Origin of the sequence: Saccharopolyspora sp. NPDC049357, assembly GCF_040677225.1 — a bacterium.
Taxonomy (GTDB): domain Bacteria; phylum Actinomycetota; class Actinomycetes; order Mycobacteriales; family Pseudonocardiaceae; genus Saccharopolyspora.
Map to the genome: position 1 here is coordinate 1 of NZ_JBFAQJ010000012.1, position 17,702 is coordinate 17,702.

General features: G+C 71.7%; 14 protein-coding genes. 10 read left to right on the forward strand and 4 right to left on the reverse strand.

The features are described from left to right. Window positions 1-107: 107 nt before the first annotated feature. Window positions 108-1,586, reverse strand: coding sequence for an NAD-dependent succinate-semialdehyde dehydrogenase (locus AB0J91_RS12515; protein WP_363867346.1), 1,479 nt, complete (start codon window positions 1,584-1,586; stop codon window positions 108-110). 144 nt (window positions 1,587-1,730) lie between these two features. Between AB0J91_RS12515 and AB0J91_RS12520 the strand changes: the two genes are divergently transcribed. Beyond that, on the forward strand, window positions 1,731-2,987 hold the full coding sequence (locus AB0J91_RS12520; RefSeq protein WP_363788505.1) for an aspartate aminotransferase family protein: 1,257 nt from the start codon (window positions 1,731-1,733) through the stop codon (window positions 2,985-2,987). 175 nt (window positions 2,988-3,162) lie between these two features. Further along, a complete protein-coding gene (locus AB0J91_RS12525) occupies window positions 3,163-4,290 on the forward strand; it encodes an LCP family protein (RefSeq protein ID WP_363867349.1) in 1,128 nt (375 codons plus the stop codon). Window positions 4,291-4,376: 86 nt separating this feature from the next. Here the strand turns inward: AB0J91_RS12525 and AB0J91_RS12530 are convergent, their stop codons facing one another. Continuing rightward, window positions 4,377-5,156: a GH25 family lysozyme gene (locus AB0J91_RS12530; RefSeq protein WP_363867352.1), complete on the reverse strand. Its 780-nt coding sequence runs from the start codon at window positions 5,154-5,156 to the stop codon at window positions 4,377-4,379. Window positions 5,157-5,510: 354 nt separating this feature from the next. Here AB0J91_RS12530 and AB0J91_RS12535 point away from each other — a divergent pair, with 354 nt between their 5' ends. The 8 genes from AB0J91_RS12535 to AB0J91_RS12570 all read left to right on the forward strand — a co-directional run bounded on the left by AB0J91_RS12535 (window position 5,511) and on the right by AB0J91_RS12570 (window position 15,434). Continuing rightward, window positions 5,511-7,271: an ABC-ATPase domain-containing protein gene (locus AB0J91_RS12535; protein ID WP_363867355.1), complete on the forward strand. Its 1,761-nt coding sequence runs from the start codon at window positions 5,511-5,513 to the stop codon at window positions 7,269-7,271. Window positions 7,272-7,343: 72 nt separating this feature from the next. Beyond that, window positions 7,344-8,012, forward strand: a complete 669-nt coding sequence (locus AB0J91_RS12540; RefSeq protein ID WP_363867358.1) for a phosphoribosyltransferase family protein — start codon at window positions 7,344-7,346, stop codon at window positions 8,010-8,012. Between the two features lie 269 nt (window positions 8,013-8,281). Beyond that, window positions 8,282-8,689 (forward strand): hypothetical protein, encoded by a 408-nt coding sequence (locus AB0J91_RS12545; RefSeq protein ID WP_132679497.1) that lies wholly within the window; start codon window positions 8,282-8,284, stop codon window positions 8,687-8,689. Window positions 8,690-8,949: 260 nt separating this feature from the next. Further along, a complete protein-coding gene (locus tag AB0J91_RS12550) occupies window positions 8,950-11,331 on the forward strand; it encodes an ATP-dependent Clp protease ATP-binding subunit (protein WP_363867361.1) in 2,382 nt (793 codons plus the stop codon). A gap of 71 nt (window positions 11,332-11,402) precedes the next feature. After that, window positions 11,403-12,332 carry an alpha/beta hydrolase gene (locus AB0J91_RS12555; protein ID WP_363867364.1) on the forward strand — a complete coding sequence of 310 codons (930 nt, stop codon included), beginning with the start codon at window positions 11,403-11,405 and terminating at the stop codon, window positions 12,330-12,332. Window positions 12,333-12,520: 188 nt separating this feature from the next. Next, window positions 12,521-12,982: an STAS domain-containing protein gene (locus AB0J91_RS12560; RefSeq protein WP_363867366.1), complete on the forward strand. Its 462-nt coding sequence runs from the start codon at window positions 12,521-12,523 to the stop codon at window positions 12,980-12,982. A 33-nt stretch (window positions 12,983-13,015) separates the two neighbouring features. Further along, a complete protein-coding gene (locus tag AB0J91_RS12565) occupies window positions 13,016-13,540 on the forward strand; it encodes a DUF1697 domain-containing protein (protein ID WP_363867369.1) in 525 nt (174 codons plus the stop codon). Between the two features lie 268 nt (window positions 13,541-13,808). Then, entirely contained in the window at window positions 13,809-15,434 is a 1,626-nt protein-coding gene (locus tag AB0J91_RS12570) for an ATP-binding cassette domain-containing protein (RefSeq protein ID WP_363867372.1), read from the forward strand. Here the strand turns inward: AB0J91_RS12570 and AB0J91_RS12575 are convergent. Together AB0J91_RS12575 and AB0J91_RS12580 are read right to left on the reverse strand one after the other, a co-directional pair. Next, entirely contained in the window at window positions 15,431-16,204 is a 774-nt protein-coding gene (locus tag AB0J91_RS12575; protein ID WP_363867375.1) for an enoyl-CoA hydratase/isomerase family protein, read from the reverse strand. The genes AB0J91_RS12570 and AB0J91_RS12575 overlap by 4 nt on opposite strands. After that, entirely contained in the window at window positions 16,194-17,687 is a 1,494-nt protein-coding gene (locus AB0J91_RS12580) for a tripartite tricarboxylate transporter permease (RefSeq protein ID WP_363867378.1), read from the reverse strand. Before AB0J91_RS12580 ends, AB0J91_RS12575 begins: the two co-directional genes overlap by 11 nt. Between the last annotated feature and the right edge of the window lie 15 nt (window positions 17,688-17,702).

A 17,702-nucleotide genomic window follows, 5' to 3' on the forward strand; every position in this document is an offset into this window, starting at 1 on the left:
CCCAGCACCGCGTCGCAGCGGTGTTCCCCTCGACCCGCGCCGTTGACGCAGGGAGGTCACGAGGATGGTTCGGGAAACCAGCCCCACACCCGTTTGTGCGCGGTGGGTCAGAGGCCGCCGATGGAGACGTACTTGGTCTCCAGGAACTCGTCGATGCCGACCTTGCCGCCTTCGCGGCCCAGCCCGGATGCCTTGACCCCGCCGAAGGGGGCGGCCGGGTTGGACACGATGCCCTGGTTGAGGCCCACCATGCCGGTGTCGAGCGCTTCGGTGACGCGCAGGCCGCGTTGCAGGTTCTGGGTGTAGAGGTAGCTGACGAGCCCGTACTCGGTGTTGTTGGCCTTGGCGATGGCGTCGCGCTCGTCGGTGAAGGTGGTGATCGGGGCGACCGGCCCGAAGATCTCCTCGCTGGCCATGCGCGCGCCTTCGGGCACGCCGGTGAGCACGGTGGGGGTGTAGAAGTAGCCGTCGCCGCCGTGCCGGTCGCCGCCGGTGACGACCTGGGCTCCTCGGGCCACGGCGTCGGAGACCAGGTCGGTGACCTTGCCCAGCTGCTTTTCGTCGATGAGCGGGCCGACCTGGATGTCGTCGGAGACGCCGCGGCCGATGGTCAGCGCGGACATGCGTTCGGCGAGCTTGTCGGAGAAGGCCTGGGCGATGTCGGCGTGGACGTAGAAGCGGTTGGCCGCGGTGCAGGCTTCGCCGATGTTGCGCATCTTGGCCTGCATGGCGCCTTCGACGGCGGCGTCGAGGTCGGCGTCGTCGAAGACCAGGAACGGTGCGTTGCCGCCGAGTTCGAGGGAGACCTTGAGGACCTGCTGGGCGGACTGCTCGATGAGCTTGCGGCCGATGGCGGTGGAGCCGGTGAACGACAGCTTGCGGGCGCGCGGGTCGCGGATCATCGGTTCCATGATCGCGCCGGCGTCGGTGGCGGTGACGACGTTGAGCACGCCGTCGGGCAGTCCGGCTTCGCGCAGGATCTCGGCGAGCGCGAGCATCGACAGGGGCGTCTGGTGGGCGGGTTTGATCACCGAGGTGCAGCCGGCGGCGATGGCGGGGCCGATCTTGCGGGTGCCCATGGCCATGGGGAAGTTCCACGGGGTGATCAGCAGTGCGGGCCCGACGGGCTGGCGGGTGACCAGGAAGCGGCCGGAGCCGTTGGGGGCCACGGCGTAGTCGCCGCCGATGCGCACGGCCTCTTCGGCGAACCAGCGGAAGAACTCGGCGGCGTAGGTGATCTCGCCGCGAGCCTCGGGCAGGGGTTTGCCCATTTCGAGGGTCATGAGCAGGGCGAGGTCCTCGCGGCGCTCGATGATGATCTCGTAGGCGCGGCGCAGGATCTCGCCGCGCTCGCGGGGCGGGTGGGTGGCCCAGTCGGCCTGGGCGTCGTGAGCGGCGCCGAGTGCGGCGAGCGCGTCGTCGGGGGAGGCGTCGGCGACGTGGCAGAGGGTGGCGCCGGTGGCGGGGTCTTCGACGGCGAAGGTGCGTTCACCGGTGGCGTCGCGCCACTTGCCGGCGATGAGCAGCTGCTTGGGGGCGGCCTCGACGACGGTCGCCTCGCGGGGATGCGTTGGGGTGGTGGTCATCGCTGCGCGAACCCTCCTGGGTGTCGACGGATGTGCTTGTTTGCCAACCTAGTGCGCTTCGGTGGTGGACACCGGGTGTTGCTGATGGTTGCATGACTGCCTAGATTGTCAACAATCCTACATTCTGCACGCTTGGAGTCGATCATGACGGAGCTCTCCCCGGCGCTCAAGCAGGCGACCCCGGTGCTGGCCGCACGCGGCGAAGGGGTCTACCTCTACGACGAGTCCGACCGCCGCTACCTGGACTTCACCGCCGGCATCGGCGTCACCAGCACCGGACACTGCCACCCGCGCGTGGTCGAGGCCGCCCAGCGCCAAGTGGGCACCCTCATCCACGGCCAGTACACGACGGTGATGCACAGGCCGCTGCTGGACCTCACCGAACGGCTCGGCCAGGTCCTGCCCGAGGGCCTGGACCGCCTGTTCTACGTCAACTCCGGAAGTGAAGCGGTTGAAGCGTCCGTCCGGTTGGCGCGACACGCCACCGGGAGGGCCAACATCATCGCCTTCCAGGGTGGTTTCCACGGCCGCACCATGGGCGCGGCCGCCCTGACCTCTTCCGGGGTGAAGGTGCGCGCCGGGATCGGGCCGATGATGCCGGGAGTGGTGTTCACCCCCTTCCCCGAGCCCTACCGCCAGCAGTGCGGCACCGAGGAGGCCGTGCGCCGCGCCCTGGCGGAGTTCGACCAGCTGCTGGTCACCCAGAGCTCCCCGCGCGACACCGCCGCGATCATCGTCGAGCCCGTGCTCGGCGAAGGCGGCTACATCCCCGCGCCCCCGGAGTTCCTGGCGGGGCTGCGCCAGCGCGCCGACGCCCACGGCATCCTGCTCATCGTCGACGAGGTGCAGACCGGTGTCGGGCGCACCGGCCGCTTCTGGGGTCACGACCACGCCGGCGTGCGCCCCGACATCCTCATCACCGCCAAGGGCCTGGCCAGCGGATTCCCGATCTCGGCGATCGCCGCGGGCGAGGAGCTGATGAGCAAGGCCTGGCCCGGATCGCAGGGCGGCACCTACGGCGGCAACGCCGTGGCCGCCGCCGCGGCACTGGCCACCCTGGACGTGGTGGAGCAGGAAGGGCTGGTGGCCAACGCCGCCGAGCAGGGCGCGCGGCTGGTCGAAGGCCTGCGCAAGGTCGCCGCCGACCACCCGGTCATCGGCGACGTGCGCGGGCTCGGGCTGATGCTGGGCAACGAGTTCACCACCCCGGAGGGCACCCCGGACACCGCCACCGCGTCGCGCGCTCACGCCGCCGCGGCCGAAGCCGGGCTGCTGCTGCTGACCTGCGGCCCGCACGGCAACGTGGTGCGCATGATCCCGCCGCTGATCGTCACCGCCGAGCAGGTCGACACCGCGATCGAACTGTGGGCCACCGCGGTGCGCTCGGCCGTGGCAGGCTAGAGGACGCGCTGGTGGTGGGTGTGAGATCTTCCTCGGGCCCACCACCAGCGCAAACTCCGATCCACGGGTCACTGTTCGATAGCGGCGGCCACCTGCGCGACGTGCTTCTGCAATGCTGCACGCCACACAGCGGCGCGTGCGGGACGCGTCGCCAACAACCGACGCAGGTGTGAGCATGAGCGACTGGTCGGCGGGCGGACCGCCGAGGCGAAGGCCGCAGGGCGGCGGCGACAGGTACGACTACTATCGCGGCGCGCAGGCCCCTCAGGGACGGCGCCCCGCGCCGCCACCCCCACCCGGGCGCCCGCGCGGCGACCGGCCACCACCCCCGCCGCCCCAGCGGCGCAGCAGGCCCCGCTGGGGCAAGCGCATCGGCATCGGGCTGCTGGTCGTCGCGGTGCTGCTGGGCGCGCTGGTGTTCTACTTCGACAGCATGCTGCAGCGCACCGCGGCCCTGGACTTCGAAGGCCAGGCGGGCAACTCGGCGGGCAGCAACTGGCTGCTGGTGGGCTCGGACTCCCGCGAAGGGCTCGACGACGCCCGGCGCGAGGAGCTCTCCGCCGGTGATGCCGGTGGGCGCCGCACCGACTCGATGATGCTGGTGCACATCCCCAGCGGCGGTGGGCAGCCGGCGCTGATCAGCCTCCCGCGCGACTCCTACGTGGCCATCCCCGGGCACGGCAAGACCAAGCTCAACTCGGCGTTCTCCTTCGGCGGGCCGCAGCTGCTGGCCCAGACCGTCGAGCAGAACACCGGCGTGCACATCGACCACTACGCGGAGATCGGATTCGGCGGGTTCGCCGACCTGGTCGACGCCGTCGGCGGGGTCGACATCTGCCTGGACAAGCCCATGGACGACCCCATGGCCAACGTCCACCTGCCCCAGGGCTGCCAGGAGCTCGACGGCGCCCAGGCCCTCGGGTTCGTCCGGGCCCGCTACTCGCTGGACGGTGGCGACCTCGAACGCGCCGAGAACCAGCGCAAGCTGCTGGGCGCCCTGGTCGACAAGGGCACCAGCCCCGCGACCCTGATCAACCCGTTCCGGTTGTTCCCGCTGGCCTCCGGGGCGAGCAAGACCTTCCTGGTCAACGACACCGACCACATCTGGCACCTGATGTCGCTGGCCTTGGCCATGGGCGACGTCAGCGGCGGCCAGGGGGTGACCACCCAGGTGCCCTTCGGGCGCTTCGGGGAGGACTCCGACGGCGGGTCGGTGATCGTCTGGGACAAGGAGAAGGCCGGCCAGATGTTCGAGGCCATCAACAACGACCAGCCCATCCCGCCGGAGCTGCTCGGGAAGTAGAACGCACCGCTGAACCGCACAAGAGGTGGGCCGCCCCCTGGGAAAGGGGACGGCCCACCTCTTGTGCGGTCTGTGCGCGCCGGTGGTCAGCCGGCGAAAGCGGCCAGCTGGCCGAAGTCACCGTTGAAGGCGTCCTGGCCGCCCGGCAGCGGCCCGGCGTCGGAGTGCTGCCAGAACGAGTGGAACTGCCAGCCCGCGGGCAGCGGTCCGATCTGCGGGGCGTACCGGGCGATCCACAGCGGGTTGTGCGCCGCGAAGTCAGGATTGGCGCCCGTGCACTGGTTCCACCACGACGTGGTCGTGTAGATGACCGGGGCCCGGCCCGTGCGCGCGTGGTAGGTGCCCGAGAACTCCGCGATCCAGCGCGACATGCTCACCGGGTCCATCCCGTAGCAGGTCTGGCCGTAGGGGTTGTGCTCGATGTCGAGGACCCCGGGAAGCGTGCCCGACCCCGGCCTCCACGCACCGCCGTTGTCGACGAAGAAGTTCGCCTGCACCGCGCCGGGGGCGCGGTCGGGCAGCGCGAAGTGGTAGGCGCCGCGCATCATTCCCGCCGCCGCCGCGCCGTGGAACTGCTGGGCGTAGGACGAGCTGCGGAACCCGCTGCCCTCGGTGGCCTTGACGTAGGCGAACCGCGCCCCGCCGGCGTAGGCCCGGTGCCAGTCGACCTGGCCCTGGTGGCCGCTGACGTCCATGCCCGCCAGCGCCCCGGCCGGAACCTTGCCGGTGCTGCGCTCACCGGAGGCCTCGCGGCCCGCGCTGTAGCCGATCCACGCGCCGTGGGTGTCATGGGGATCCAGCCGGGGTGCGGCGGCCTGCACCGGGGAGGCGACCCCGATCAGAGCCGCCAGGACGGCCAGTAACACCAGCGACCCCCTGCGGCGGGGCGATGCCGCGCGACACCGGTGACGACCGGACGGTGGGAACATCTCTGGCCTCCTCACGGGACACCGGCACACCCGCCAGGCGGAGTGCCGGTGTGAGAGCGGGCCGGTCGCGGCGAGAACCCACCGCGGCCTGCCCGGAAGGTCGTTGACAGCTGATCTTGCGGGCGCCCGCAGAGGATAACCCGGCGTCAACACCCGCGCCCGATTACGACGCGCGAATGTTTCGCATTTTTCGGGGAAAACCCGCAGACCACACCGGTCCACTGTGTGTCCACTGTGGCCTGGATCATGGCCGGTTGGAGATTCCGGCGCCGCTGCGGTAGCCCTGTGTGCATGGCACAGCGACACGGCGGCCGGGGCGGGCCCCGGCACAGCGGCCCCCGCACCTCCCCGGCCCAGCAGCAGCGCGACCCCACCGCCGCCCGCGGCGACGCGCAGCGACTCCGCCAGGAACTGGGCGGCATGCACGGCGCCAGCTACGGCCGCTACAAATCGCTGACCGGTTCCTGGCGCTTCGACGGCTTCACCCTGCAGGTCCAGCGCGTCCAACCCGACCCCTACGCCCCGGCCAGCCGCGTGCAGATCACCGTCGATGCCGACCACGCCGGCCTGCCTCCGGAACTCCACGACAACCCGGTGCGCGCCCGCGCCCTGGCCGGCCACCTGGTGCGGCGGCTGCACCGCGCGCTCGGCGACAGCCGACTGCGCGTCGACGCGGGCGGCCAGCAGGTCCTCGACCGCAGCTCGTGCCAGATCCACCAGGGCGCGGTGCGGGTGCGCATGGGCATCGACCTGCCCGGGAGGGGCCGCACCATCGACGGTCGCGCCGCCGAGGAAACCCTCTGCGACGAACTGCCCCGGGCGGTCGAGGCCGCGCTGCGCTGGTCCACCGCCGACGAGCAGCAGGCCCGCACCTTCGTCGACAGCGTCGAGGACACCCACGCCCTGCGCGAGGCGCTCACCGAACGCAGCTGGGTGGCCTTCGTGGCCGACGGAGCGATCCTGCCGCGCCGCAGCGGCATCGACGAACGTCCCTTGACCAGCGGGGTCGCGTTCTCCTCCCCGGAATCGATGCGGGCCACCGTGCGCCTGCCCCACCGCGGCGAGATCACCGGCATGGCCGTGCCCGAGGGCATCACGCTCATCGTCGGCGGCGGCTTCCACGGCAAGTCCACGCTGCTGCGCGCCCTCGAGCAGGGCGTCTACGACCACGTGCCCGGTGACGGCCGCGAGCTGGTGGTCGCGCGCGCCGACACCGCCAAGGTCCGCGCCGAGGACGGCAGGCGCGTGCACCGGGTCGACGTCAGCCCGTTCGTCTCGCACCTGCCCACCGGCGCCGACACCCGGGACTTCTCCACCGACAACGCCTCCGGATCGACCTCGCAGGCCGCCGCGATCACCGAGGCCGTCGAGGCCGGCGCCGGGGTGCTGCTGGTCGACGAGGACACCGCGGCGACCAACCTGATGATCCGCGACGCCCGCATGCAGGCCCTGGTGGCCAAGGACGCCGAGCCGCTGACGCCCTTCGTCGACCTCATCCGCCCGCTGCACGCCACCCACGGGGTCTCGACGGTGCTGGTCATGGGCGGCTCGGGTGACTACATGGACGTCGCCGACCGGGTGCTGATGATGGACGCCTACCGGGCGCGCGATGTCACCGACCGGGCCCGGGAGCTCTCGCAGGCCCGCCCCACCGGGCGGCACAGCGAAGCCGACGGCTACCCGCCGCTGGGCCACCGGGTGGTCGATCCGCGCTCGATCCCCACCGAACGCCCCAAGATCCGCGCCCGCGGCACCGACGCGCTGAGCATCGGCGAGTCCACGGTGGAGCTGCGCGGGGTGGAGCAGATCGTCGACGCCTCCCAGGTCACCGGAATCGGGCTGGCGCTGGTGAGCTGCGCGCGGCGAGGTGTGCTCGACGGGCGCGCCACCATCGCCGAGGTGCTGGAGGTGTTGGCCGCCGACATCGCCGAGCGCGGGGTGGCCGCCGTCGACGAGCGGTTCGTGGGTGATTTCGCGGTGCCCCGGCCGCTGGAGGTGGCCGCGGCGCTCAACCGGCTGCGGGTGTTGCGGGTGAGCGCGTTGCGGCGGTGACGGCGGTTTGCCCGCACCGCCGTGGTGGGCATCCCCAGGGTTGGCCCCGATGTGGTGGGAAAGGGGCGCACGATGCCTCGAACGCGATCCCGGCACTCCGGCGCGACCGGCTACGACGATCGCGCCCACGCAGGTCAGGTGCTGGCCGGGCACCTGCACGGCCTGGACCTGGTCGATCCGGTGGTGTTCGGTCTGGCGCGCGGGGGTGTTCCGGTGGCCGCCGAGGTGGCGCGGGCGCTGGGTGCCCCGCTGCGGGTGTGCGTGGCCCGCAAGATCGGCGCGCCCGGTCAGCCCGAGCTGGCGCTGGGCGCGGTCACCGCGCACGGCCCGCCCGGCTACGACCACCGGCTGGTGCGGTCGTTCGGGCTCGACCTCGACGATCTGGCGGTGGCCTGCGAGCGCGAGCGCGCGGAGGCCGCGCGGCGCGAGCACCTCTACCGCGGTGAGCCGGTGGAGCTGGCCGGTCGTGACGCGGTGCTGGTCGACGACGGGCTGGCCACCGGTGCCACCGCGCGGGCGGCGCTGCGGATGCTGGCCGAGGCCGGGCCCCGGCACCTGGTGCTGGCGGTGCCGGTGGGGTCGCCGGAGTCGGTGCGGGCGCTGCGGGGTGAAGCCGATGCGGTGGTGTGCGTGCTGCAACCGGTGGGCTTCGCCGCGGTCGGGCAGTTCTACCGGGATTTCGCCGCGACCACCGATGAGGAGATCAACGCGCTGCTGGGCGAGCTCGGCGAGCGGCGCTGAGGCCGATCACCGTGCGCGCCTCGGCGGGTCCGGTGGGTGATCTCGGCTGGTGGCGCCGCGGGCGGGTGGGGGTGATCTCGGTGGGTTCAGCGGGGTCTGAAGATAATGCTTGCGCATCGCCTTCACCACGCTCGGCCGCGACGCGCTAACCTCTCCGCACCTACTCCTGTGCTGCGACAAGCCCGGGATCCGGCCGACAGGTGCCGGAGGGCTCGGGCGCGTGGTGGTCGGGGTGGAGTTGGTACTGGATTCGGGTTGATTGGTTCGCTATGACTGCCGCTGGACATTCCGACCACTCGTCGTCACAGGCGGGTAAGCACGGCCCGCCGTCGCGTCGCTCGGGCAGACGCGGTGAGGAGGCGGGAGCCGAGTCGGGTTATTCCTCGGAGGTCGCTCGTCAGGTCGGCGAGGCGACCGTGGCGCTGGGCGAGCGGCTGCGCGATCCGGGTGTGGCGCACAGCGTCGAGGAGATCGAGAAGGTCATGCGGGGTTTCTCGCTGACCGTGGAGGGCATGTCCGGTGGCCTGTCGGGGGTCACCGAGTGGCTGCGCGCGGCCGGTCACGTGGGGCCGCTGTCGGGGCACGCCAGCGTGATGTCCGAGCGCCTGTCGCACATCGGCAAGGAGCTGTCGCGGTTGGCCGACGCCATAGAGCAGGCACAACAGCGCGCCAGCTGAGCCGCCGAGCACCCGGGCCCGGGTCGCCGGATTCCTCGTGCCACAATGATCATGCGCGGTGGCGCCGGGTTTCCAGGCGCGAGTGGGGGCCGTGCGCAGGGGTTTTGCGAGCGGCACCGAGGGTGGCGGCGGCATCCCGGTGAGGTGTTCACCGGTCGAGCCTCCGGTATCGCGGGGGTCGGTGCTCGTCCGCTGAGGTTCGACATCGCCTGCCGCATCCGGGTTTTCGGGTGGGCGGGCGATGCTCGTCGTGTGTGGAGGTGGCCCGGTTGGATCGCGGCAGTGCCGGAGACTCCTCTGCCGCCTTCGATTCGCTGTTTCGCGACGTGCTCGCCGGTTCGGGTGAGGCGGCCGCGCAGTCGGCGGCGCTGAGCGCGCTGCTCGACGAGCAGGCGCACGAGGTGGTGTCCAAGGCGGTGCGGGCCACCGTGGACTGGGGTTCTCCCGAGTTGGACAGCTCGCACCTGTTGTGGGCGGTCACCCAGGTTCCGGCGACCGCCGAGCTGCTGCGGTCCTCGGGCGTGCGGGTGGGTGAGCTCGCCGAGGCGGTGCGCTCGGCGGTGATCGCCGTGCAGGAACCGCTGTTGCAGGGCTCGCCGGTGCTGTCCTCGACGGCGCGTCGCGCGCTGCTGGGTGCCTACCGGCAGGCGTTGGCCGAAGGCGCGGACGTGGTCGGGGCGCGGCACGTGGTGCTGGGGTTGGCCGCCGACGCCGATTCGGTGGCCGGGCGTGCGCTGGCGCGGGCCATCGAGCTCGGTGAGGGCGGTGGCGGTCGCAGCGTGCTGAGCTTGACGCCGCGGCTGGACGAGTTCGGGATGGACCTCACCGAGCTGGCGCGGGCGGGCAATCTGGATCCGGTGGTGGGCCGGGACGCGGTGATCGAGCAGGCCATCGAGGTGCTGGGCAGGCGTTCGAAGAACAACCCGGTGTTCGTGGGTGATCCGGGCGTGGGCAAGACCGCGATCGTGGAGGGTTTGGCGCGGCGCATCGTGGCCGGTGAGGTGCCGTGGTCGTTGGCGGATCTGCGGGTGGTGTCGCTGGATCTGGCGGGCATGGTGGCCGGGGCGAAATACCGGGGGGAGTTCGAGTCGCGGTTTCGCGACGTGCTCACCGAGATCCGCGCCAACCGCGACTCGGTGCTGGTGTTCATCGACGAGCTGCACAGCATCGTCGGTGCCGGCGCCGGTGAGGGGTCGATGGACGCGGGCACGATGCTCAAGCCCGCGCTGGCGCGCGGCGAGGTGCGGCTGCTGGGTGCCACCACGGTCGAGGAGTACCGCAAGCACATCGAGAAGGATCCGGCGCTGGAGCGGCGTTTCGCGCCGATCATGGTCGACGAGCCCAGCGTGGCCGAGACCGTGGTGGTGCTGCGGGGTTTGCGGGAGCGGTATCAGCGCCATCACCGGGTGCGCATCGACGAGGCCGCGCTCACCGCCGCCGCGGAGCTGTCCCAGCGCTACATCGCCGACCGGTTCCTGCCGGACAAGGCGGTGGACCTGCTGGATCAGGCGTGCAGCCGGGTGCGGTTGCGCCGCGGCGGGCAGGTGCGCTCGGCGGCGGTGTTCGAGCCGACGGTGGTCGCCGACGACGTCGCCGATGTGGTGGCCACGCGCACCGGGATCCAGGTGGCCGATGTCAGCGCCGAGGACGTCGCGCGGCTGCTGGGGCTGGAGGAGCAGCTGCAGGCCAAGGTCGTCGGTCAGGACGCGGCGGTGGCGGCGGTGGCCGAGGCGGTGCGGCGGGCCCGGGTGGGTTTGGCCGACCCGGAGCGGCCGATCGGCAACTTCTTGTTCCTGGGTCCCACGGGGGTGGGCAAGACCGAGCTGGCTCGCGCGCTGGCGCAGGCGCTGTTCGGGGATGCGGGCCGGTTGTTGCGGCTGGACATGGGGGAGTTCCAGGAGAAGCACTCGGTGTCGCGGCTGATCGGTGCCCCGCCCGGTTATGTGGGCTACGGGGAGTCGGGGCAGTTGACCGACCGGGTGCGGCGCCAGCCGTACTCGGTGGTGCTGCTCGACGAGGTCGAGAAGGCGCATCCGGATGTGTTCAACACGTTGCTGCAGGTGCTGGATGCGGGGCGGTTGACCGATTCGCAGGGCCGGTTGGTGGATTTCCGCAACGTGGTGGTGATCATGACCTCCAACCTGGGGGCCGATCGGATCCTGGATTCGGGTGGTGACGCGGCGGCCTCGGCGGTGGTGGTGCTGGAGGAGCTGCGGGGTTTCTTCCGCCCGGAGTTCATCAACCGCATCGACGATGTCGTGGTGTTCCGGCCGCTGGGCATCGAGCAGCTGCGCCGCATCGGTGGTCTGCTGCTGGAGCGCACCCGGGCGCAGCTGGCCGACAAGGGGATGCGGTTGTCGGTCACGGATGCGGGTGTGGACTGGCTGGTCGAGCGCGGTCACCAGCCGGAGTTCGGTGCCCGCCCGTTGCGGCGGGTGATCTCCCGGGAGCTGGACAACCGGCTGGCGCGGATGGTGCTGGGCGGTGAGGCCGTGGCCGGCGATGAGATCACCGTGGACGCCGTCGACGGGGAGTTGCGGTTGTCGGTGGGCCAGGTGTGGCGGCCGGTGGCCGGGGGCAGGCATGCCGCGCCCGGCGAGAACTCGCCACTTCCCGCCCAAAGGTCGGGTGCGTTCGGGTGATCGTCTTCCCAGACGGGTTCGATCTTGACATGGTGGGTTCTTGATCGTTTCCGGCGTGGAGGTGGTGGCGGGTGCGGGGCAGCGGGCAGCCGTACGTGGTGATGCGGGATCTCAGCTACGCGCCCCGGGTCGGCAACGCCCACCGCATGGACCTGTACCTGCCGCCGGAGAGCACCGGCCCGTGCCCGGTGGTGGTGTGGTCGGCCGGTTCGGCGTGGCTGGCCGACAACGGCAACACCGGCGGTGAGCGGGTCGCGCGGGCGTTGTGCGGGCGCGGCTACGCGGTGGCGGCGGTGGCGGTGCGTTCCAGCGGGCAGGCCCGCTTCCCGGCGCAGGTGCACGACGGCAAGGCGGCGGTGCGCTGGGTGCGCGCCCATGCCGCCCGCTACGGCCTGGATGCTGATCGCATCGCGGTGATGGGCAATTCCTCGGGCGGGTGGCTGGCCAGCATGCTGGGTGCCACCGCGGGTGTGGTGGCGCTGGAGGGTGATCTCGGGCCGGCGTCGGTCTCCAGCGAGGTGCAGGCGGTGGTGGATCTGTACGGGCCGACGGATTTCCTGCTGATGGACGGGCACATGCCCGAGGGGGCGCTGGAGCGGTTCAACCAGATCACCGGTGGCAGTCGCGGTCATGACGATGCCGTCTCGCCGGAGTCGCGGTTGATCGGCGCGGAGATCCAGACGGTGCCCGGCCGGGTCGCCGAGGCCGATCCGTCGCGGTGGGTGCGCCGGGGTGGCCCGCCGTGGCTGATCCTGCACGGCGCGGCCGATCCGCTGGTGCCCTTCCACCAGAGCGAGCTGCTGTTGGCGGCGTTGGAGCGCGCTGGGGTGCCGGCGACGCTCTACGAGATGAGCGGGCGGGTGCACGAGCACGACTACCTCGACGAGGCGCGTGATTTCACGCCGCGGCGGGTGCGGCACGCCGCCGGGGGTTCGGTGGCGGGTCAGGCTCCGGCGACGTGGGCGCTCATCGCCGGTTTCCTCGACGCCGCCTTGCGCTGACACACCCCGAATTTCACACGAAAGTGGCAGTGCTTGTTGCGGGGTGCTGGCGGCTCCTACGGTGGGTGGAGCGGTTTCGCCCGGTCGTCGCCGCTTCAGCTGGCCGATGATCGTCCCAGCGCACAGGCGGTTTTGACGCGGCGCGCGCGAGTGGGCAGCACCGGCCCGTCCAGCACGAAGGGGGTAGCGTGATCGTCTCCAGATCTTTGCCCGCACAGGCATCCCACGGCTCGGGCGGCATCATCGCGCCCCGCACCGCCGGCGACGCCGAACCCGGCCGAGGCCGAGGTACGTCGCGGTCGGCGTTACGCGTGCGCGTGCAGTGGCCCGAACGGGGCGTGGTGGTGGTCAGCGTCAGCGGCGAGATCGACATGGCCAGCCTGCCGCGCGTCACCGAGATCGTGCGCCAGCGCCTGACCGCCGCCCGCCTGCACACCGCGATCGTGGACCTCGAACAGGTCGGGTTCGCCTCCAGCGCGGTGCTGGAGCTGCTGATGCTGGCCTACAACGCCGCGGGCCGCCGCGAAGCGCGGCTGCTGGTGGTGCCCGGGAGTGGGCGGGTGAGCAGGTTGCTGGAGCTGACCGGCCTGTCGGCGCTGTTCGAACAGGCTCCGACCGTCGACGACGCGCTGGCGCGGGCGCGCCAGTAGGCGGTGTCGGGGCGCGGTGGCAGGATTTCCCGGGTGAGCACCTTCGTGGCGTTGCTGCGCGCGGTCAACCTCGGTTCGCACGCGCGGCTGCCGATGGCCCGGTTGCGGGAGATGATCGGCGAGCTGGGCTGGCAGCAGCCCCGCACCTACCTGCAGAGCGGCAACGCGGTGTTCACCGCACCCGCCGACGCCATGGAGGTGGCTGCGGCGTTGCGGGAGAGGCTGGCCGCCGAGGGCCTGGTCACCGAGGTGATGGTCCGCACCGGCGAGCACCTGCAATCCCTGGCCGCGGCAGGTCATCCTTTCGCCGCGCCGGGAGTGGAGCACACGAAGCTGCAGGTCGCCTTCCCGCTGCACCCGGTCGAAGCCCACCACGTGGCGGCCATGCCGCTGCCCGGTGGTGAAACCGCGCGGGCCGCCGACGGGGAGGTGTTCCTGCACTATCCCGACGGCGTGGGCCGCTCGAAGCTGACCACCGCGCACCTGCAACGCCACCTGGGCACCCCGGTGACGTGCCGGAACTGGAAGACGGTGTGCGCCCTGGCGCAGATGTGCTGAGAAATTCGCGCGCGCCACGCCCCGGGGTGCGGGTAGCATCGCTGTCGTCCTGCCCCCGGCGAGAGAGGTGCCCGTTGCGCATCTGAGGTCCGCGATCACCACGCGAGAACACCCGCACCAACCCCCACGTGGGGTTGTCGTTGCCGGTGGGCGTGGAAGCGACCTCGATGACCGGGACACCCGCTGGTGGCTGCCCTGATGGATCATCGCCGCGTGGTGCTCGCCGCACATGCATCCCACCCGTTGCCCGGCGAAGGCGAGATCCTCCATGTCCACACCCACCCCCGCTTCGGTGACCTGCACCGAGATGTCGTTCACCTGGCCCGATGGGACGCCGGTGTTCTCCGGTGTCACCGCCGGTTTCCCCACCGGCGTCACCGGGCTCATCGGCGGCAACGGCAGCGGCAAGTCCACGCTGCTGCGCCTGCTGACCGGCCGACTGACCCCCACCTCCGGGGTCCTCAGCGTGCCGGGCACGCCCGCCTACCTGCCGCAGACCATCACCAGCCATCTCGACGTGCGCGTCGACGAAGCCCTCGGCATCGACGGCACGCTGCGGGCGCTGGCCGCGGTCGAATCCGGTGAGGTCACCCAGCAGCACCTGGACACCATCGGGCAGGACTGGGACGTCGAACAACGCGCCCACGCCCTGCTGGCCACGCTCGGACTCGGCGGGCTCACCCTGGATCGGCGCGTCGCCGAGCTCTCCGGAGGCCAGACCGTGCTGCTGCACCTGGCCGCGCTGCTGCTGGCCCGCCCCGAGGTGCTGCTGCTGGACGAACCCACCAACAACCTCGACCGGGCCGCCCGCCACCGGCTGCGGGAGGCGGTGCGCGGCTGGCGCCACGGCGTGCTGATCGTGGTCTCCCACGACCGCGAACTGCTCGACGACGTCGACCGCATCGCCGAACTGCGCGCGGGCGAGATCACATTCCACGGCGGCGGGTACTCGGCCTACGAGCAGGCCGTGGCCACCGCGCAGGCCGCCGCCGAACGCGACCTGCGCGCCGCCGAGGCCGACGAACGCCGCCAGCAGCGGGAACTGGCCGAAACCCAGACCAAGCTGGCCCGCCGCAAACGCAACGGCGCCAAATCCGCCGAGAACATGCCCAAGATCCTCGCCGGTGCCCGGCAACGCGCCGCGCAGGAATCCGCGGGCAAGCTCACCGGGATCCAGCAGGAACGCCTGCAGGCCGCCCGCGAGAAACGCCGCCACGCCGAACAGGCGCTGCGCAGCGATGATCAGATCCGCCTGGAACTGCCCGCCACCCGCGTGCCCGCCGGCCGGGACGTGGCGCGGCTGCGGGAGGTGGTGCTGCCGCACACCGGGGCACTGCTGGATCTGGACGTGCACGGGCCGCAGCGCATCGCGCTGCTGGGCGGCAACGGCACCGGCAAGACCACCCTGCTGCGGCTGCTGGCCGGAACCACCGAGCCGCGGTCGGGCCAGGTGCGGGTTCCGGTGACCACTCGGCTCGTGCCGCAGCGACTCGACGTCCTCGACCCGGACCTGAGCGTGGCCGCCAACCTCGCCCAGGCCGCCCCGGCGCTGACCGACAACCAGGTGCGCGCGCAGCTGGCGCGACTGCTGTTCACCGGTGCCCGCGCCGACCAGCCCGCAGGCACCCTCTCCGGTGGGGAAGCGCTGCGGGCCAGCCTGGCGGCGGTGCTGCTGGCCGAACCGGCGCCGCAGCTGCTCATGCTCGACGAACCCACCAACAACCTCGACCTCGACAGCAGCGCGCACCTGGCCGCCGCGCTGCGCGCCTTCCAGGGTGCGCTGATCGTGGCCGGTCACGACATGGCGTTCCTGCGCGAGATCAACCCGACCCGCTGGTTGCAGCTGGGCGACACCCTCACCGAGATCACCGCGCAGGAGGCCGCCGAGCTCTAGTGGCCGCTCCAGGTGTGCGGGGTCTTGTCCAGGAACGCCCGCACACCGCTGCGGAAGTCCTCGCTGCCGAACACGGTGCGCACCAGGTCGTCCCCGTCGGGCATGGTCGCCAGCCGCAACCGGCGCACCGCCTCCTTGCTGGCCCACATGGTCAGCGGCGCGTGCTGCACCAGCCGGGAGGTCATGGTCTCCACGACCGCGTCGAGCTCACCGATGTCGCACAGCTCGGTGACGAACCCGGCCTCGTGAGCTTCCTGGGCGGTGAACATGCGGGCGCGCAGCAGCATGTCCTTGGCGCGGGAGGGGCCGAGGTGGAACACGAGCATGGAGTAGGTGTTCATGGCCAGGCAGTTGCCCAGGGTGCGCGCCACCGGCACCCCGAAGCGGCCGGTGGTGGTCGAGATCCGCAGGTCGCAGGCGGCGGCCAGGGCGATGCCCGCGCCGACGCAGTAGCCGGAGATCGCCGCCACCGTGGGCACGCTGGCGGCCTCCAGGCGTCCGAAGACCTCCTCCATGCGCTGCTCGTAGGCCACGCCGTCCTCGCCGCTGGTGAACTCGGCGAACTGGGCGATGTCGGTGCCGGCCACGAACGCCTCCTGGCCGGCGCCGCGCAGCACCATCACCCGGATGTCGGGGTCGGTTTCGGCGCGTTCGATGGCGGCCACCAGCCCGTCGTACATGCTCCAGCTCATGGCGTTGCGCTGGGCGGGGCGGTTGAAGGTCACCCGCAGCACGGGTCCGTCGGCGGCCACCAGCAGTTCATCGGACATCGGCGTGTTCCTTCCTTCCCGCGCGGTGGCGGGCCAGCAGTGGTGCGGTGAGCATGGCGGCGGCGATCAGCAGGATCACCACGCAGATGGGCTGGGTGGCCAGCAACCACATGTTGCCGTCGAAGATCGCCGAGGACTGCACGAGCGCCTTCTCCAGCAGAGCGCCGATGACCACGCCCACCACCAGCGGCGCCATCGGCAGGTCGAGGCGTTTCATGCCGTAGCCGACGAACCCGAAGATCAGCACGAGCACGACGGAGAAGAAGTTGTTGTCGATGGCGAACGCGCCGACGAAGCTGGTCACCAGGATCAGCGGGTAGAGGAACCCGTAGGGCACCCGCAGCAGCTGGGCGAACACCGGCGCCAGGGGCAGGTTGAGCACCAGCAGGATGACGTTGCCGATGAAGAACGACACCAGCAGGCCCCACACGAGTTCGGGCTGCTCGGTGAACAGCAGCGGCCCGGGCTGGATGCCGTAGACGGTCAGCGCACCCAGCAGCACCGCGGTGGTGGCACCGCCGGGGATGCCCAGGGTCAGGGTGGGGATGAAGTTGGCGTTGGCGGCGGCGTTGTTGGCGCTCTCCGGCGCGGCCACGCCCTGGATGGCGCCGTGGCCGAAGTTCGCCCGGTTGCGCGAGACCCGCTTCTCCAGCCCGTAGGCCAGGAACGACGCCAGGGTCGATCCGGCGCCGGGCAGGGTGCCCAGGGCGAAACCGATGAGGCTGCCGCGCCCGATCGCCCCGGCCGAATCGCGGATGTCGGACCGGCGGATCACCAGATCCCGGAAACCCGCCCTGATCGGCCGCGCCCCACCGGCCCGGATCTGGTGCAGCACCTCACCGACGGCGAACAACCCGATGACGACCTCCACGTAGGGGATGCCCGACAGGAGGTTGACGCTGCCGAAGGTGTAGCGAGCCTGACCGGTGCCGGCATCGATGCCCACGCACGCGATGAGCACCCCCACGCAGGCCATGGCCGCCGCGCGCAGCGTCGACCCGGTGGACAGCACCACCATGGTCACCAGCGCCAGCACCATCACCGCGAGGTTCTCCGGCGGCCCGAACCGCAGCGCGACCTGCGCGATCGGCGGCGCCAGCGCGGCCAGCAGGATCAGCGAGAGGATCGCCGCGGCGAACGAGCCGATCGCCGCGATCGCCAACGCCGCACCGGCCCGGCCCTGCCGCGCCATCTGATAACCGTCCAAAGTGGTCACCACGCTGGCGGCCTCGCCCGGCGTCGACAGCAGCACCGAGGTGATCGTCCCGCCGTACTGGGCGCCGTAGTAGATCCCGGCCAGCAGGATCAGCGCGGTGACCGGCTCCACGGTCAGCGTCAGCGGAATCAGGATCGCCACCCCGGTCGCCGACCCCATCCCGGGCAGCAACCCGATCACGGTGCCCAGAACGACCCCGGCGAAGCACCACAGCAGGTTCGTCGGCGTCAACGCCGTCGACACACCCAGCAGCAGGTTCTCCCACACCCCGGCCCACCCCCT